Below are 13,738 nucleotides of genomic sequence, written 5' to 3'. Positions count from 1 at the left end.
ATCGTTCCTCAGGCCGCCGGGGGCCTTCGCCGCAGCACGAGGGCTACGGCGATGGCGACGACCACTACAATCACGCTCGCGATGACTACCCAGATCCACCACGTCACCGAGGAACTCCCCCCTCCCCCGCTAGCGGCAGTGAATGTGATCGCCTGGCCGACCGAGCCTCCCACGACGGTCAGGGGGCCCGATCCGGGCGTCGCGCTGTAGCTCGGTACCGCACCGGTCGTGAACGTGTATGTCCCGTTCGCCTCGTTGAACGCGATGGCGGCTGACGTAGAGCTCTTCGTCGTCCCGTTGAACGTCACCGACCAGCTTGTCCCGGTCGGCAGCCCACTCTCCGTGAACGTCACCGCGTACATCTTCGCCGTTGGGGTGAAGGCGATGCCAATGTTCACGGGGGCCCCGGCGATGACGATCTTCCCGCTCGCCGGGTTCGCCGTGTATCCGGTGGCCGGATTCACGGTGTAGTTGTAGGTGCCGTTAGCGAGGGTGGTCGCCAGCGAGGCATCGTCGCCGCCCCAGAAGCAAACGAGGACCCCCTCGATCCAGATGCAAACGACCCACAAGCCCGTGGCGAGCGAGGCGCTCGATAGCCCCGCCTCCGTGAAAGTCACCAGGTATGTGCTCGGGGGAGCCACCGTGAACGCGATCGCTTGGCTCACGGCCGCGCCGTTCACCGTAATCGTGCCCGACGACGGCCCCGCCGTGTAGCCAGTGAGCGAACCCACGCTGAACGTGTAACTCCCGTTCACTAGCCCCCCGAATGGGATCGAACTCCCCGATCCAGACAGCGGTACCCCATTCAGGGTGACCGACCAGCTCGCCTCAATCGCGAGCCCTTTCTCCGTGAACGTGAGAGTGTAGGTCGACGGCCTCGATAGGGTGAATGTGACAGGAACCGACACCGCGCTCCCGCTGACCAGAGCCGCCCCGGGCCCGGGTCCGATGTAACCGGGCACCGACACGAACGTGTAGTTGAACGTCCCGTTCGGAACTTGGACCGTGATCGCGTCGGCCACCGAGCTCCCGACTTCCGTCGTCACGTTCTGCCCGTTGAACATGCCCTCGACGTCCACCTGCCAAGTCGTCCCGGTCGCGAGGCCGGTCTCTGCGAACGTGAGCGCATAGGTCACCAGGGTAAAGGTCACCGCGACTGCGACGCCACCGTTCAGTCGAGCCCACCCGCTGGCCGATGCCGGTTGCCCGTTAACACTGATCTTTTCCGTGATGCCCGCGAGGGGTGGGATCGGCAGCACCGAATACGGATAGGTCGCCTCGGTTAGGTTCTCCACGACGATCGCGTTCCCATTCGTACAAATCGTCCAGCCGACGCTTACGCACCAGCCCCAGTCCTCCGAAACATTGGTCGCCGCGAACGTCATCGCGTACGTCGTCCCCTGCACGAATGCGATTGCCTCCGTGACATTCTTTCCGCTGACCGTGAGGTTCCCGATGGGCGAGATTCCCGTGACTAGATACCCGGCCGGGCCACTGACCAGGTACGGGAGGGTCCCATTCGGCACCTGGATCGTAATGGTCGCTGCGGGCGCATTCACAACGGACCCGTACGGCGACCCGGGGTACGTCACGGCGGCAGTCCAGCTGTCACCGCTAGGAAGCCCTGTTTCCACAAACGTCACCGAGTTCACTGGCGTCAACGTGACGTTCACCGTCACGTCGCCACCGTCAACGATCACGGTACCCCTCCAAGTCGCGGTGTATCCAGGAATCGGCGTAATGTTGAAGCCGTAGGTCCCGTTTGGAATGCGTTCCCCCGCCACGAGCCCCCAAGGGAGGGCAAACGATGACGCATTCATCGTGACCGAATGGCCGACACCACCTACCGTCGCTTGGAAAACGGAGCTTTGTGGGAACCCGGTCACATTGAGGGTGATGGTGTACGGCGTACGCTGGAACCCGAGCACGACCAACTGGCCCGATCCGTTGACGGTAGCACTCCCATATCCCTGCCCCTCCCATACCGTCGAATAGCCGGGGATCGAACCGATCGAGAAGTTGTAGGCGCCGTCAGGCTCCAGGAAGGTGAGGTTGTCCACGAACCCGTCCGTCGTGACCGACATCGGAACACCATCCACGGTCGCGGTGAAGGTCTCGTTAGACGGCAGCCCGGTTTCGACGAAGACAAGCGGGTAGGCAGCGGAGGTGGCGCTGGGCGTACGGGCGCCGCTCCCCGCGGCCTGGGTCAGCACCCTCTGGCCAGCGCATCGACCCACCGTCTGCGGACATTGGTTCTGGTCGCCGACGGCAGATGGCACTCCGGGGCCGGGGGGATCAACGATGAGGACGTTGAACTCGGTGGCTGTGAGCTGGATGGTAACGAGGCTGATGGGGAGGCCGAGTGTGACATAGAATTGACAGATCGTGCTCAGCGGGCTGGTAACTGGGTGATCGAGGCTGAAGTTGGTCGGCGGGATGAAATCCTCCACCGGCGCGCTTATGGTGCCGGGCGATGGCGAGCTCACCGATGGCGAGCCATAGGGGTAGCCGTTCGCAGTGTTCGAGTAACTATCCGCGTAGCCGGAGGCATACAAGCTACCCCTCCCCCCGCACTCTGGATGCGATTTGTCGCTCGCGTTCGTTGCGTTCAGGTCGGCCGGCGTACTCCACTTAGCCGGTAGCTCCTCGTACGCAGATGCTATCCTCTCTAAGACCGGGGTGATCACAACCATCCCCGCGCCAGGATACACGTCCAACTGGTTGGAGGGCCAGCTCCAAGAATAGGGACTGTGAGCGGGATTGCCGCCGGTGAGGGCGGGGGTACAACTGGGTGTATCAACGTTGCAAACGACCGCCGTGGCAGCTATCGGGAGCGCAACAAACAGTGAGTCTTGGTACCAGAACGTACCACTAAAGTGATCCCATAGTCCGGACCACGTGACCCCCAGCTCAAGGCCCACGGCCGCGCACGCGACCAGCCACGGAATGCCGGTCGGCTGGGTAGATGGGAGGTAACCGGTTGTTGAGAATCCGTCTGCGTACAACAGCGGCTGAATGGTCAGCCCGTCGACGACATAGTTGCTCCCGCAACTGCCAGGACCCGTCCATTGGCAATGGGTTCCGCTTCCGTCCGGAGCGCAATTGCCGGCAGATTGGTCGGTTACCACCCCACTGGTATCGTCGGAGAGCCCGGCGTATATGCTGACCTGTCCGAACAGGAAGGCGTAGCCTCCCAGCTCCGCGAGGCCGTCCAACAGGTCCACCGCCATGGACACATAGAGGCCGACTCGGCCCACCAAGGATCCACCAAGGGAAGTGACAGTAAACTGGTCGCTGTGGGTAGCGGTGGATGTCGAGGTCCACCCCGAGCCGGGAACGAAGGTCTGTGTTTGGGTGTCTTGAGCGCCCGGGGGTGAACCTGCCGCCGGGGAATCCAGTCCCCATGAAGCGGCGGATCCGGCGGTCAAAGTGACGCTGTACTCTAGGGCCAAGGAGAGGGAAACGTCGAGCGTCAAGATCGGGAAGCCGTAAATGGTTAGCAGCGGAATCGTGTCGTTCAAGAGATCTATGGCAATGTAAGGATCCCCAAAATCGTTCAGGTTGAAGTTCCCACCGGCGACGGTCGCGCTGGCTCCCAAATGCATGCCATACTCTTCCGTGAACCAAATCTTTTGCAGATTGACGCTGATTGTCAATACACCAAAGGGGTGCGCCCAAGTCGCATGAGTCCAATGCAAATGGACGCTCATGTCGGCGCAAGCTTGGACGGAAATCCAGAAAGAGGCATTCGCGCTAAGCGTGAGCGCAGCACTACCCTGCGTGAAAGTTGTTGACGCGGAGCCGGAGACGGGGGATGTTGATGAGCCGAGGGCGAAAAGCGTGAGGCAGGGGTCATAGACGTTGGTGGACCCGGCGCTAGAGCCCTGCACCTCCGCCAAATCGGTCCTCGTGACCGGGCCACACCCGCTGGCTGAGCATGGCAACTCCATCGAAACGTTTCCATCGGCCGGGCCGCACCCGCCGGCCGAGCACGGGGATGTCACGGGGCCGGGACTACCTCCGGAAGGGGTAATGCCGGAGGAGGATTGAGCTACCACCGGGCTCGACGCAGTTAGAGCAGGAGTAGAAGGGGAGGCGGAGGTGGGGTGGATGGAGGAGGCGGGGATTACCATCAGCGCGGCAATGACGACTGCGACTCCCACACTCCAGACCTGCGGCCTAATCATCTGATGTACTCGGCCTGCGCGTGGACGCAGGCCAGACCGACGTGAGGGATGGCCGCACCGAGGATAAGGGGTCCTTACCCACCTTCGGCTATCCGTTTCTTACCATTTCTGTAGCATGAACCGTTCGTTGCTAGGCATAGCCCCGGGCGGATTCGAAGGATGTTACACACTCGAGGGATACGTCTGCGAGGCGATGTAAATAGGCCGAGCGGGCCGCCACGCTCAGTCCGGCCCCATTGGGGGAAGGCGCATGACTCCCGAGATCGATTCGTTCCCGGCGGGACTGCGCGGTATAAGTACTGGGGTCCGCCATGCAATCTTGTGGCGGCGAAGATTCTGATAGCCGACACCCGATGTCCCGACACCGGGTACGGCTCACGTGACATGTGTAATCGGCTCTCGATGCCATGCACGGTGAACGGGACGACCTTCGGAAGCGGAATGCATAGGTGCCCGGTGCGTCACAGACCCTTCTTCCCACCGATGATCCCAGTCAGCCAAACGTGAAGGGACCTACGTGAAGGTTAACAAAACGCGCTCGACTAACCTCACCGCATCTATCTCATAGAAGAGACGTAGGTGAGGCGGGCGAGCTCCACCTCAACGCTGGCCGCCGCGAGAAGGTCTGAATATGCGACGCCGCGTGGAATCACGGGCTCAGTAACTGTCCAGCGTGCGCCGGAGGGTCCCGCGAGTGACGGGCTGGTTCCTTGCTCCCCTTTCCTCGCCACCCGCATCCGCACCGACTGGTGGGCTACCAGGTCGCCACGTTTGCGGACTTGGTCAGCGTCCAGGAAGAGAGCGTGAGTGAGGCCAGCACCATCCAAGCGATTCAACATGGCAAACAGGCCGTCAGGGCTTGCATTCGCGCGTACCGACCATGAGCCGTCCGATCGCGGTTGCTTGTACAAGTAAATGTAAGCCGAAGCCTCGACAACTGCCCGGGACATGATTACTGCGGCAAGCGAGGTGCTTTTGTCAAACGCGTAACACCCCTGTGCAAGCAGGAGGGAGGGCATCGCGAACAGCGCGTACACCTCTTCGCTCATGGCACCGATCTTGTTGATTGCGTCGAGCCAGACTTTGAAAGCACGATTCGACTCTGGCGGGGGAGCGCCATCTTGGAGGACGGTGGCCATGTTCGATTTGACCGTCCTCCCCTCGACCTCGGACCTCGCCTGGAACGCGAAGGTCCTGATGTCTGACCCGAAGTCTCGCTGGTCTGTCATGAAGAGCCGACCATCGGCTCGACTAAAGCCGGCACGGGGTTAAGGACCTCACGGTTACCCGGCCGCCTCAACGCCCCGCGCCCACCCGTGGACCAAAAGTAGTAGTAGGGGGCCGCCGTCACTCATTCGTGGTCGGTTCGCGCAAACCGAGGCGGAAGGTTCGCTGTCCCAAGTGCGGGTACTCCTGGGTACGACGCCCGGGGAGCCTCGCGAAGGCGACGTGCCCGAACTGCTCCGCCACGTTTCTATCGGCGAAAACGGCCGCCACTCACGGTTCATCCTCTCGCCACTCGCGCACGAGGAGGGACGGCCCACGGCATGAGCGCCGCCGACGCCGTGGTCGCGCGAATGCGCGCAAGGGAGGCTGAGGTGGTCCCGACATCACGAGTCACAGGATCTGAGAACATGAGCGCGAGAGCATTGGAGAGGGAAACCGGCTTTAGAACCGCGAAAGAAATCTTGGACGACGAGCACGGGGGCGCGGTGGTGGTCCCGGACGCGGCCACGATCCACGTACGCGTGTCCGGCCTGACGCAGGACCAGATCGACGTCCTGCGCCGCACGATCTGCAGCGAACTCACCGACGACGAACTCCTCCTCGGACCGGAGCCCGGGTTTCCGGAGGCATGCTGATGGCGACCCGAACGGAGAAGGTCGAGACGGCGGGTGCGGAACGCGCCCGGATCGTCAAGGTGGCGCTGGCGGACTACAAACGGATCGCCACGAAGGCGTGGGAGGAATGCGACCGGATCGCCACGAAGGCGTGGGAGGAATGCGACCGGATCGTCGAGACGGCGAGGGCGGAACGCGCCCGGATCGTCGAGACGGCGAGGGCGGACTACGACCGGATCGTCGGGACGGCGCGGTACGAACCGTACGTCGCTTTTCAGGAGAGACCGGACGACGATCCGGATCTCGACATCCTCTCGCCCTGGGCGACGAGGTGAACGAAGGAACCGAAAGTGAGAGTAGAGGCGAGGGCGTACTGGGAAGGAGCCGAAGACATGGGCGCGGTCGTGCGTGAGCGAATCGCCGCACTTGGAGCGACGCCGAAGGTCCTGCGTGATGTGGACGACCTCCTGGAGCGGGCGCGATCCCACACCCAGGGGGAACTCAAGGAAGCCCTCGGGCTCCCCAGCTGAGAGCGCTCCATCGCCATGGCCGAGGCGGAGTCCGTCAGCACAGGCCTCGCCACCCTGCTCTAGGCGTTCGGGCTGCTTCCGCTCGCAGGCATCGGACACGGCTTGGTGCTGGCGGGGGTGCACGTCTCGCGGCCTATAGCGCTCGCCGCCGTGGCCTTCGTGTTCGTCGCCGGGACCTGAATCAGCGCCCGGGGGGTCTTCGCAGGTGAGGACGACCCATGGGCGGGTGACGCCGACGAAGGCCACGATGGAGCATCGCGGCGCTCCGCGAGTCCCCCCCTCGCCGTCGTCCGGGTTGACGTTCGGAGGGCCATCGTGATTCGCGGAGGACCAGGAGTCGGGCATGCTGAAGGGATGGTACCGGTGAAGGCTCCGAGCCCGTTCCCTCGGCACCCGGTCCATAGGGCGGCTCTCCCTTACATTGCCGGCTACAGGACCGACCAGACAAACAGGAGGGCCAGCAGCCCCACAAACAGGAAAACCGGTGCGTCCAGTAAGCACCAGCTCCGTCCTTTGCGCGCCGCTTCGACGACGGACCTAGCCATTCGGCCTTGGAGGCTCTCTGCGACTCCCGCGAAGCCAGGCGAGGGTCGATGGGCGACTAGGGTTCCTCCCGTGGGAGCCGCGGCCATGACCCTAGCGTTCACCACCGTGGCAATCTGTGCGAACGCTTCTGCGCCCGCGAATGCGCCCCATGCTGCAATCACCCCCGCCAAGAGAGTCGCGGTGACGAGGATCCACTTCCCGAGGTCGTCTGTAGTCGCGTGCGCCAGGGCGGAAAGCTGGACCTCGCCGAGGAACGCCGTGGCGCCCATCACTATGAATGCTAGAAAGCGAGCGTTGTCAAACCCGAGCGAGGGGCGGAAGCTTCCGAACTCGATCTCGCGGTCTCTGGCGTTCGAATCGGTCACGGCCGTTCGAGGTCTCTATCACGCCTCAAAGCTTAGAGTGGCCTGTTACCACCGAGAGCAGGGTTTATCTCCCCGACTAGCCTACTCAGGGTTGGCGGGGAGCGGCCCCTAACGGGTGTCCGCTCCCTTCCGTCTAATTCTCAAGCGGTAGCGCCGTCACCGATTCTTGGGGAGCACGCTCGGCTCCACGAACCCCGGATGTCGTCGCCATAGCCGAGAAATCTGCAGGTATCGGCGGCTCTTCCGCCGTTCGAAATGCGACCACGTTGCGTAAGCAACGAAGTCGGCTAGTTGCACCCCCGCGCAGTCGTGGCTGCGAACGAACCTGACGTTCCGTATGCGGGTCAACCTGGAGTTGATCCACTTCTCGCTCGCGGGCCTGCTCATCCGCGTCCCGTTCTGGCGAATCTCTTCGATGAGCAACCGGAGACCCGAATCATGCTGGAACCCCGCGCTGTCCATTTCCACAGTGCCGTAGCAATCAGCCTCGGCGAGGTGGACGTCAAACCGCCCCACTGTAGCCCGCATCGCGTACGACTGGGGGGAGTCCGCCTCGTTTCCTCGCTCCGCCTGCCCGCCTCGGTGGGCTGCCTTGTGGATGACCGTGCCCATTAGGAGAGGGTTCAGCCTATCGATGAACTCGAAGACGGCGTTCGAAACCCTCAGCCGGTCTTGCTCCGGCATCGCCTCATAGGGCGTCCCTTTACGATGGTTGATCAGGTCGCCATAGTGGATTTCTTCAGGACGAGGTCCAATCGGGAACGCGCGCTCGATGATCTCCGGAATGGCCTCCGTCGCCCAGGCGATCTGCTCTGGGTCAAGCACGACCCCCGCGAGTACATAGTACAGGTCGGGGTTCTTGCCCCAGGGCTTGGGCCAAGGCCTTCCGCCCGACTCGTCGAGGAATAGGGTAAGGTCTGGCACGACGCGCTGAGGCGACCTCGAGTAGATAGAACCCGCGTCGGGAGGGCGGCCTTACGGGGCCGCCCAGTGCGTGCGTCGTGACTCAATCGCTATGGCGGTAGCGTTGCCTGGTGGAGGGCGGAGCGGTCGATTGTCCGCCAGGGCTTCTCGACCATCGCGAAGGCGGGCCGCCCCCCGTCTCCTCTTGCCACGATCTTGTACGCCCGGTGGTTCGAATAGAGGGGGTGGCGATCGTCGGAGTACACGGCGGGGTTCTTCGGGCACCAGATGAGCAGACGCTCCGCCCTTAGCTCACTACACACGTGCTCCGATCCATCAGTCACGCCCGACAGCCCCCCTTGATTCGAGATCGACTAGTCCAGCCTGCCGTTAATTCCTGATGGGTTGGCCATCGGTCGATACATCGCGAGGTAGGCGAACGCCGCAGCGGCGAAGCAGTCCTCGGCGGTGCCGGTCCAGTTCCCGCTGTAGGTGATGTTCCGTTCGTACTTCCGGCGGGTGTAGCGATAGAACCAGAAGCTCCATTCGTCCGATCGGCCGAGCCAGTCGAGCCGACACAGGTGGGTTGGCTCGCCCTCTTCCCCGACCCGATGAGCATCGATGTAGAGGGAGTGGCCTCGGACTCGAAAGACCAGCTCCCGACAGACGTCACCGTACTGTTCCCGAGCGATCTGTCGGAGCCTCTCCGCGACCTGTTGGACTACGAGATCCGGAACGTGGGGTCGATGCGGGTATCTCACGCCGAGGTCGAGGCGTGCTCCAACCTAATCCCTTCGCCCGCCCATCGTTCCATCAGCTGGTCCAAGTCTTCTCGGTCGAATGTCCAGTGGATAGGTCGGGGCGGTCGGTTGCGCCATCGTTCGAAGCCGCGGATCCGTTCCCGGAGGGCCTCCGGACTCGGGAAATCGTTCGGGGTCAGCGCCTTGCGGGTGAGGGAAGAGAAGTAGTTCTCGATGACGTTGAGCCAGCTCGAGTGGGTCGGCGTGTAGACCGGAGTGGCGTTCGGATACCGGCGGGTCATCCAGTACCCGAAGGTCGCCGGATGGTGCGAGTGGCCGTGGTCGAGGATCCAGAAGACTCGAGCGGCGGAGCGATACGGCTCCCGCGCCATCACTCGGTCGACGAACCGATAGAAGGTCACCTTCGTGTTCGCCTCGGGGAGGTCTCCGAAGACCTTCCCACCCCCGACATCGACGGCAGCGAGGTAGATGACCGGTTCTCCCCGTGCATATTCGTGCTCGACTCGGATCGAGTGGTGGGGCGAAGGGGGCACCGTCGGGTGGGTTCGTTGGAGCACTTGGATGCAGGTCTTCTCGTCCGCCGAGAGCACATACTCGTTCGGACCGAGGGGACGGCCTTCCCATCGGCGGTGATAGAGGTCGATCACCGGCTCGGCCCGTTCCCGGAAGCTCGGGTCGCGCGGGAACTTCCAGTAGCGATATTGCCACGGCCGCAAGGAATCCGCGCGCAACCATCGGGCGATGGTGGTGCGGCTCGGAGCAGGGCGGATCTCCCGCGCGACTTCCCGTGCGATATCGGCGTGAGAGAAGCGACTCAGCGGCAGGCCCCGATGAGCGGGGAGTTCGCAGGCGATGGCGATGACGGTAGCCCGATCGAGATCGGTATAGCGGCGGGGTCTGCCCGTGCGCGGCCGATCCTCCAGGCCATGGTCGGGATCCTCGACGAACCTACGACGCCAGAGCCGGACGGTGTTGACGGCGAGGTGCAGGTGGCGGGCGATGGCGGCATTGCGCCATCTGCGAGAGGCGAGGAGAACGATCTGGGCCCGTTCCACTTCACGCTGAGGGGCGGTTCGACAACGGATGAGGTCGGTCCACGTCCGCCGTTGGGAGACAGAGAGGTGGACTTCGGCATCGGGAGGAGGACCGGGGGTGGCGCTCTGCGGCATCCCCACACGGGATGGTTCTGCCAATAAGTTCCACAGGTTGCACTGGAAGACCGGCCAATCAACCGCTCAAGGATTAACGGTAGGCTGGACTAGCGGGTCTTTGGGGCGCCCTCTGAAGGGGTGTTACAATTCGGGCTGTGAGGGGCTAGTGGATTATCGCCGCCGCGATTAGGGCCGCCGTCAGGCAGGCAAGTAGGAGGGTTAGGACGACTAGCCACCGGGATAGCCTGACTAGAGCGGCAGAGTGGCGCTCAATCGCTTGAGTCGCTTCGGTGAGTTCCCACGTTCCCCTGTCGGCTTGATGCCTCGCAATCGCCCTATCTGATGGCTCCATGCCCTCCGTGAAGTCCCAGTAATAGTCCTCAGCGGTGGGGCCCTCGGGCATCTTCGCTCCCGCCATCTGGCGGGGAGGAGTACGCGGGTCGTATCAAGCATGCTGGGACCCGAGCGCCGCGCGCTTAATCGCGGGCTGCTCAGAACGCCGGACGAGAGGCGATCCCGGGTGATAGTCTCAGCCTTCTCACGAACTCAGGTATCGCGGCTCCGATCAGCGACAAGACGGCGCCCGCGACGAGAAAGCCGACACGCATCTGCATTGCTCCGGTCGGTCGGAACTCCTTACGCGGAGCGGACCATCTCGACTGTCACCGAGACGCTAAACTGCGCGCTCGAGGTCCAGGCGATCTCCACGATGCCGGGCCCGGTACCGAGGTAACCGCCGGTCCACATCCACGAGTCCGATGGTGCGCCGAGAGAGCGCTGGCAGCAGAAGGCGCCCGTGACCACCATCGAGAAGGGAACCGACGCGCTCGATGCGGTCACCATGACCCCGATCGCGCCGTTCGTCACGGGAACATCCAAGGAGCGCTGCGATGACCCCGGCGTTCCGGCGGGAACGAACATGGATCCCGCGCCTCCTGTCACGGGCCCGTTGGTCGAGTTCGCCCACCAGCGGAACGTGACGAGCGACGCGCCTCCGCTCGGGATGTAGGCCGCGAAGAAATCCAAGTCGTTGATGTTGGTTTGAATCGTGATCGAACCCTCGGTGAGATTCGTCACTTTCGTCCCTCCAGTCGCCGTGCACCCTCCATAGTCGATGGGGCTTCCCAGGAATCCGGTTGTAGCCGCGCAGAAATCGCCCCTGATGGGCGACTCGAACGCTATCGCGAGGGAGTCGAAGGCATCAACCGTGTATATCGCAATGCCCGTGTAGTTACTCGACGGAGCCGGCGCGCTCCCATTCAGCACGAGCGTCTGATTAAACCACGAAGGCGGCGAGCTGCCGGGCGCCTGCTGAGTTCCGATATGGTACGCCGAGACCGCGCCGATCGGAATGCCGGCTGCCAAGACGGCGACTATGACAACGACCCATTTTGACGCGATCACAGCTTCGCCCCGCAGCTCGCGCACTTTCCCGCGACTTCATCGGTGAGATTCCCGCAATAACGGCACCGGACCTTGACGACCTGGCGCTCCACCGTGTGAGTCTCGTGCGTGACCGACTCCCCGGCCTTGTGCGCCACCGTAGGCTCGGCGAACGCGTCGGCCCGGGCCTTCACGATGTCGCTGTGCCACAATGCTGCCTGCTGGACCCGGAACGTTGCGCTCCCGGCGGCGGTCTCGATCCTGAGCACCGGAGGTCCGATGAACGGCTTGGCGGTAGTCACGTTGTGCAGGTCAACCAGCATGACAGAGAGGATTGTGGAGACCTCATGTCGGTGAAGGATTCCCCCCGTCTTCGGGCCTTCGAAAATGAGGCGGTAGGTCGTGAGGAACAGCTCGCCGTGGCGTCCATCTCCCGATACGGCCGGAAACTTTCGGTGGATCACTTCGCCGGTGCCGAGCAGTGGCATCGTCAGCGCCCCCCATCGCGACCCGTCGGCGCGCCCGAGGAATGCTCTCCCTTACGCCGCTCGAGCGTCACAGCTTCGCTCCGCAACTCGAGCACTTTCCGATGGACTCATCGGCCAGGCTTCCACAATACCGGCAGCGGACTTTGACCGTCTGCCGCTCGATGACTTGGGAGGGGGCCTGCTGAATCAGGACGGTCAGGGGGGTGGCCGGATCCCGCGTCGATGCCGGGTTGGCCGCAGAAGGCGCGGAACGGACCGACAATATCTCCTTCGCCCACGATGGAGCTGAGTCGGCGATAAACACACGGTCGGCGCCTGCCGCGTGAACCACGAGCTGAGGCGCTCTCAGCGCGCGACGGACCACTCCCGCATCCGTTACTTGGTCGAGGCGTATGTTGATGGCATCGACACGGCCGCGCTTGTCCGCTCGCGCAAACCTCAATCTTCGGTTCGTGAGCGCGAGCGTGCCATCGCCATCCTCGGTTCTCGCCGGGCCGTGCTTGATGACGAACTCCCCTTGCTCGAGCCAGGATTTCTGGCGCGGCTTCCGGTGAAACAGGCTCATCGGCGAGCCTCGACAGGGATAGTCCGCAGCGAGGGAGCCTCCCTCCGCGCACGCGCTCCGATGTGATCGACCGGAATCCAGGCGGCGCGGTCGGCAACGATTACGACAATCCACTTCGCCCCGATTGCGCTCATCTAACGTCCCCTTGGCGGCGAAATGCCGAGCGGGTGCTCACGGTTCCAGCGCTCAATCTTCTCCCGGGTGGCCTGCCTGGCGAAATCGGTCATGAGGGAGGGATATGGGCCGCTTACTACAACTCTTGCAAAGGAGATTCGCCCGTATGGGGCACACCCGGGCGGTCGGATTCGGGGTCGATACGACGCTTTCCAACGTGCCCATGCCGACCAAGCCCTAGCCCTGCCCGCCCCGCCCTCCCAGTCCGGGCTGGTCGGTCGCAACCGGGACCGGGCGTGGATAGCGACTGAAGGGTTCGGCGTGCGCGCCGCCGGACGGCCGGTCCTGCGCTGAGAGTATCGACTTCTTGACCGGCTCACCAGAGGGAGCGGAACCCGGCGGGGGAACGGTCAGTCGAGCTCGCCGCCGCGCAGATAGGCGACACCGTGAAGGTCGCCCTAGAAGGCGTGGCCGTGCGACCCCCAACGAGCTCCGAGAGGTCGCGAGGCCCAACCCATCCTGCGGCCGGTCACCCGCCGCCGAATCCACAAGGCACCCTCGCGCCCCAAACCCCTGCGCGGAAACGGCAGGGGGTGTCCGAACCCGTCTCGGCCCGTGCCAGTATTGACAGGCTAACCAATCGGGCCGCTCGGACGGCCAGGGATGCCTTGCTCGCTCGGCCCATGCCGGGCGACGGCGGGATACCGCGCGCGAACCGCTTTGATCGGGCCGAGGCGGTGTCTAGCGATGCGTCCGATCGGGGCGCGTGGGCTGTCATCGTCGCGCAAGGCGAAGGTGCCGTAGGGGGCCTCTTCTCGCCCACCCGCCCACCCGGGGGGCCCCTACGCACGGCTACGTCGAGCGACGCTGCTCCACCGGGAGATATGGGCGGTCCGCTCAAACT

12 protein-coding genes are annotated in these 13,738 nt (G+C 63.7%); 3 read left to right on the top strand and 9 right to left on the bottom strand.

What is annotated here, in order from left to right:
• Positions 1 to 8: 8 nt before the first annotated feature.
• Both VMV28_04925 and VMV28_04920 read right to left on the bottom strand, forming a co-directional pair.
• Positions 9 to 3,605 carry a hypothetical protein gene (locus VMV28_04925; protein ID HUZ79940.1) on the bottom strand — a complete coding sequence of 1,199 codons (3,597 nt, stop codon included), beginning with the start codon at positions 3,603 to 3,605 and terminating at the stop codon, positions 9 to 11.
• 1,139 nt (positions 3,606 to 4,744) lie between these two features.
• Positions 4,745 to 5,416, bottom strand: coding sequence for a hypothetical protein (locus tag VMV28_04920; GenBank protein ID HUZ79939.1), 672 nt, complete (start codon positions 5,414 to 5,416; stop codon positions 4,745 to 4,747).
• Positions 5,417 to 5,734: 318 nt separating this feature from the next.
• Between VMV28_04920 and VMV28_04915 the strand changes: the two genes are divergently transcribed.
• From VMV28_04915 to VMV28_04905, 3 genes are read left to right on the top strand one after another with little or no spacing between them, the layout of a single operon-like run.
• Positions 5,735 to 6,049: a hypothetical protein gene (locus VMV28_04915; GenBank protein HUZ79938.1), complete on the top strand. Its 315-nt coding sequence runs from the start codon at positions 5,735 to 5,737 to the stop codon at positions 6,047 to 6,049.
• Positions 6,049 to 6,363 carry a hypothetical protein gene (locus tag VMV28_04910; protein HUZ79937.1) on the top strand — a complete coding sequence of 105 codons (315 nt, stop codon included), beginning with the start codon at positions 6,049 to 6,051 and terminating at the stop codon, positions 6,361 to 6,363. The genes VMV28_04915 and VMV28_04910 overlap by 1 nt, the downstream gene beginning before the upstream one ends.
• 57 nt (positions 6,364 to 6,420) lie before the next feature.
• Positions 6,421 to 6,558, top strand: a complete 138-nt coding sequence (locus tag VMV28_04905; protein HUZ79936.1) for a hypothetical protein — start codon at positions 6,421 to 6,423, stop codon at positions 6,556 to 6,558.
• Positions 6,559 to 6,986: 428 nt separating this feature from the next.
• Here the strand turns inward: VMV28_04905 and VMV28_04900 are convergent, their stop codons facing one another.
• From VMV28_04900 to VMV28_04870, 7 genes are all read right to left on the bottom strand, one after another.
• On the bottom strand, positions 6,987 to 7,469 hold the full coding sequence (locus VMV28_04900) for a hypothetical protein (protein HUZ79935.1): 483 nt from the start codon (positions 7,467 to 7,469) through the stop codon (positions 6,987 to 6,989).
• A gap of 156 nt (positions 7,470 to 7,625) precedes the next feature.
• Positions 7,626 to 8,393: a DUF3800 domain-containing protein gene (locus VMV28_04895; protein HUZ79934.1), complete on the bottom strand. Its 768-nt coding sequence runs from the start codon at positions 8,391 to 8,393 to the stop codon at positions 7,626 to 7,628.
• Between the two features lie 353 nt (positions 8,394 to 8,746).
• Positions 8,747 to 9,133, bottom strand: a complete 387-nt coding sequence (locus VMV28_04890; GenBank protein HUZ79933.1) for a hypothetical protein — start codon at positions 9,131 to 9,133, stop codon at positions 8,747 to 8,749.
• The gene (locus VMV28_04885) at positions 9,130 to 10,302 is read right to left on the bottom strand and encodes an IS630 family transposase (GenBank protein ID HUZ79932.1); all 1,173 of its coding nucleotides are present in this window, start codon (positions 10,300 to 10,302) and stop codon (positions 9,130 to 9,132) included. The genes VMV28_04890 and VMV28_04885 overlap by 4 nt, the downstream gene beginning before the upstream one ends.
• 618 nt (positions 10,303 to 10,920) lie before the next feature.
• On the bottom strand, positions 10,921 to 11,361 hold the full coding sequence (locus tag VMV28_04880; GenBank protein HUZ79931.1) for a hypothetical protein: 441 nt from the start codon (positions 11,359 to 11,361) through the stop codon (positions 10,921 to 10,923).
• Between the two features lie 323 nt (positions 11,362 to 11,684).
• A complete protein-coding gene (locus tag VMV28_04875) occupies positions 11,685 to 12,155 on the bottom strand; it encodes a hypothetical protein (GenBank protein HUZ79930.1) in 471 nt (156 codons plus the stop codon).
• Positions 12,156 to 12,222: 67 nt separating this feature from the next.
• Positions 12,223 to 12,720: a hypothetical protein gene (locus VMV28_04870; GenBank protein HUZ79929.1), complete on the bottom strand. Its 498-nt coding sequence runs from the start codon at positions 12,718 to 12,720 to the stop codon at positions 12,223 to 12,225.
• Positions 12,721 to 13,738 lie beyond the last annotated feature (1,018 nt).

It is taken from the genome of Thermoplasmata archaeon (genome assembly GCA_035532555.1).
In the GTDB taxonomy this organism is placed as follows: Archaea; Thermoplasmatota; Thermoplasmata; order Lutacidiplasmatales; family UBA184; genus Lutacidiplasma.
This window is presented reverse-complemented; position numbering and strand designations above follow the sequence as displayed.

Excerpts from the sequence above, each read along its gene's own strand:
- VMV28_04920 (HUZ79939.1), bottom strand. The coding sequence starts at position 5,416 with ATGACAGACCAGCGAGACTTCGGGTCAGACATCAGGACCTTCGCGTTC.
- VMV28_04925 (HUZ79940.1), bottom strand. The coding sequence starts at position 3,605 with ATGCATTTGGGAGCCAGCGCGACCGTCGCCGGTGGGAACTTCAACCTG.
- VMV28_04905 (HUZ79936.1), top strand. The coding sequence starts at position 6,421 with ATGGGCGCGGTCGTGCGTGAGCGAATCGCCGCACTTGGAGCGACGCCG.
- VMV28_04915 (HUZ79938.1), top strand. The coding sequence starts at position 5,735 with ATGAGCGCCGCCGACGCCGTGGTCGCGCGAATGCGCGCAAGGGAGGCT.
- VMV28_04875 (HUZ79930.1), bottom strand. The coding sequence starts at position 12,155 with ATGCCACTGCTCGGCACCGGCGAAGTGATCCACCGAAAGTTTCCGGCC.
- VMV28_04885 (HUZ79932.1), bottom strand. The coding sequence starts at position 10,302 with ATGCCGCAGAGCGCCACCCCCGGTCCTCCTCCCGATGCCGAAGTCCAC.
- VMV28_04910 (HUZ79937.1), top strand. The coding sequence starts at position 6,049 with ATGGCGACCCGAACGGAGAAGGTCGAGACGGCGGGTGCGGAACGCGCC.
- VMV28_04870 (HUZ79929.1), bottom strand. The coding sequence starts at position 12,720 with ATGAGCCTGTTTCACCGGAAGCCGCGCCAGAAATCCTGGCTCGAGCAA.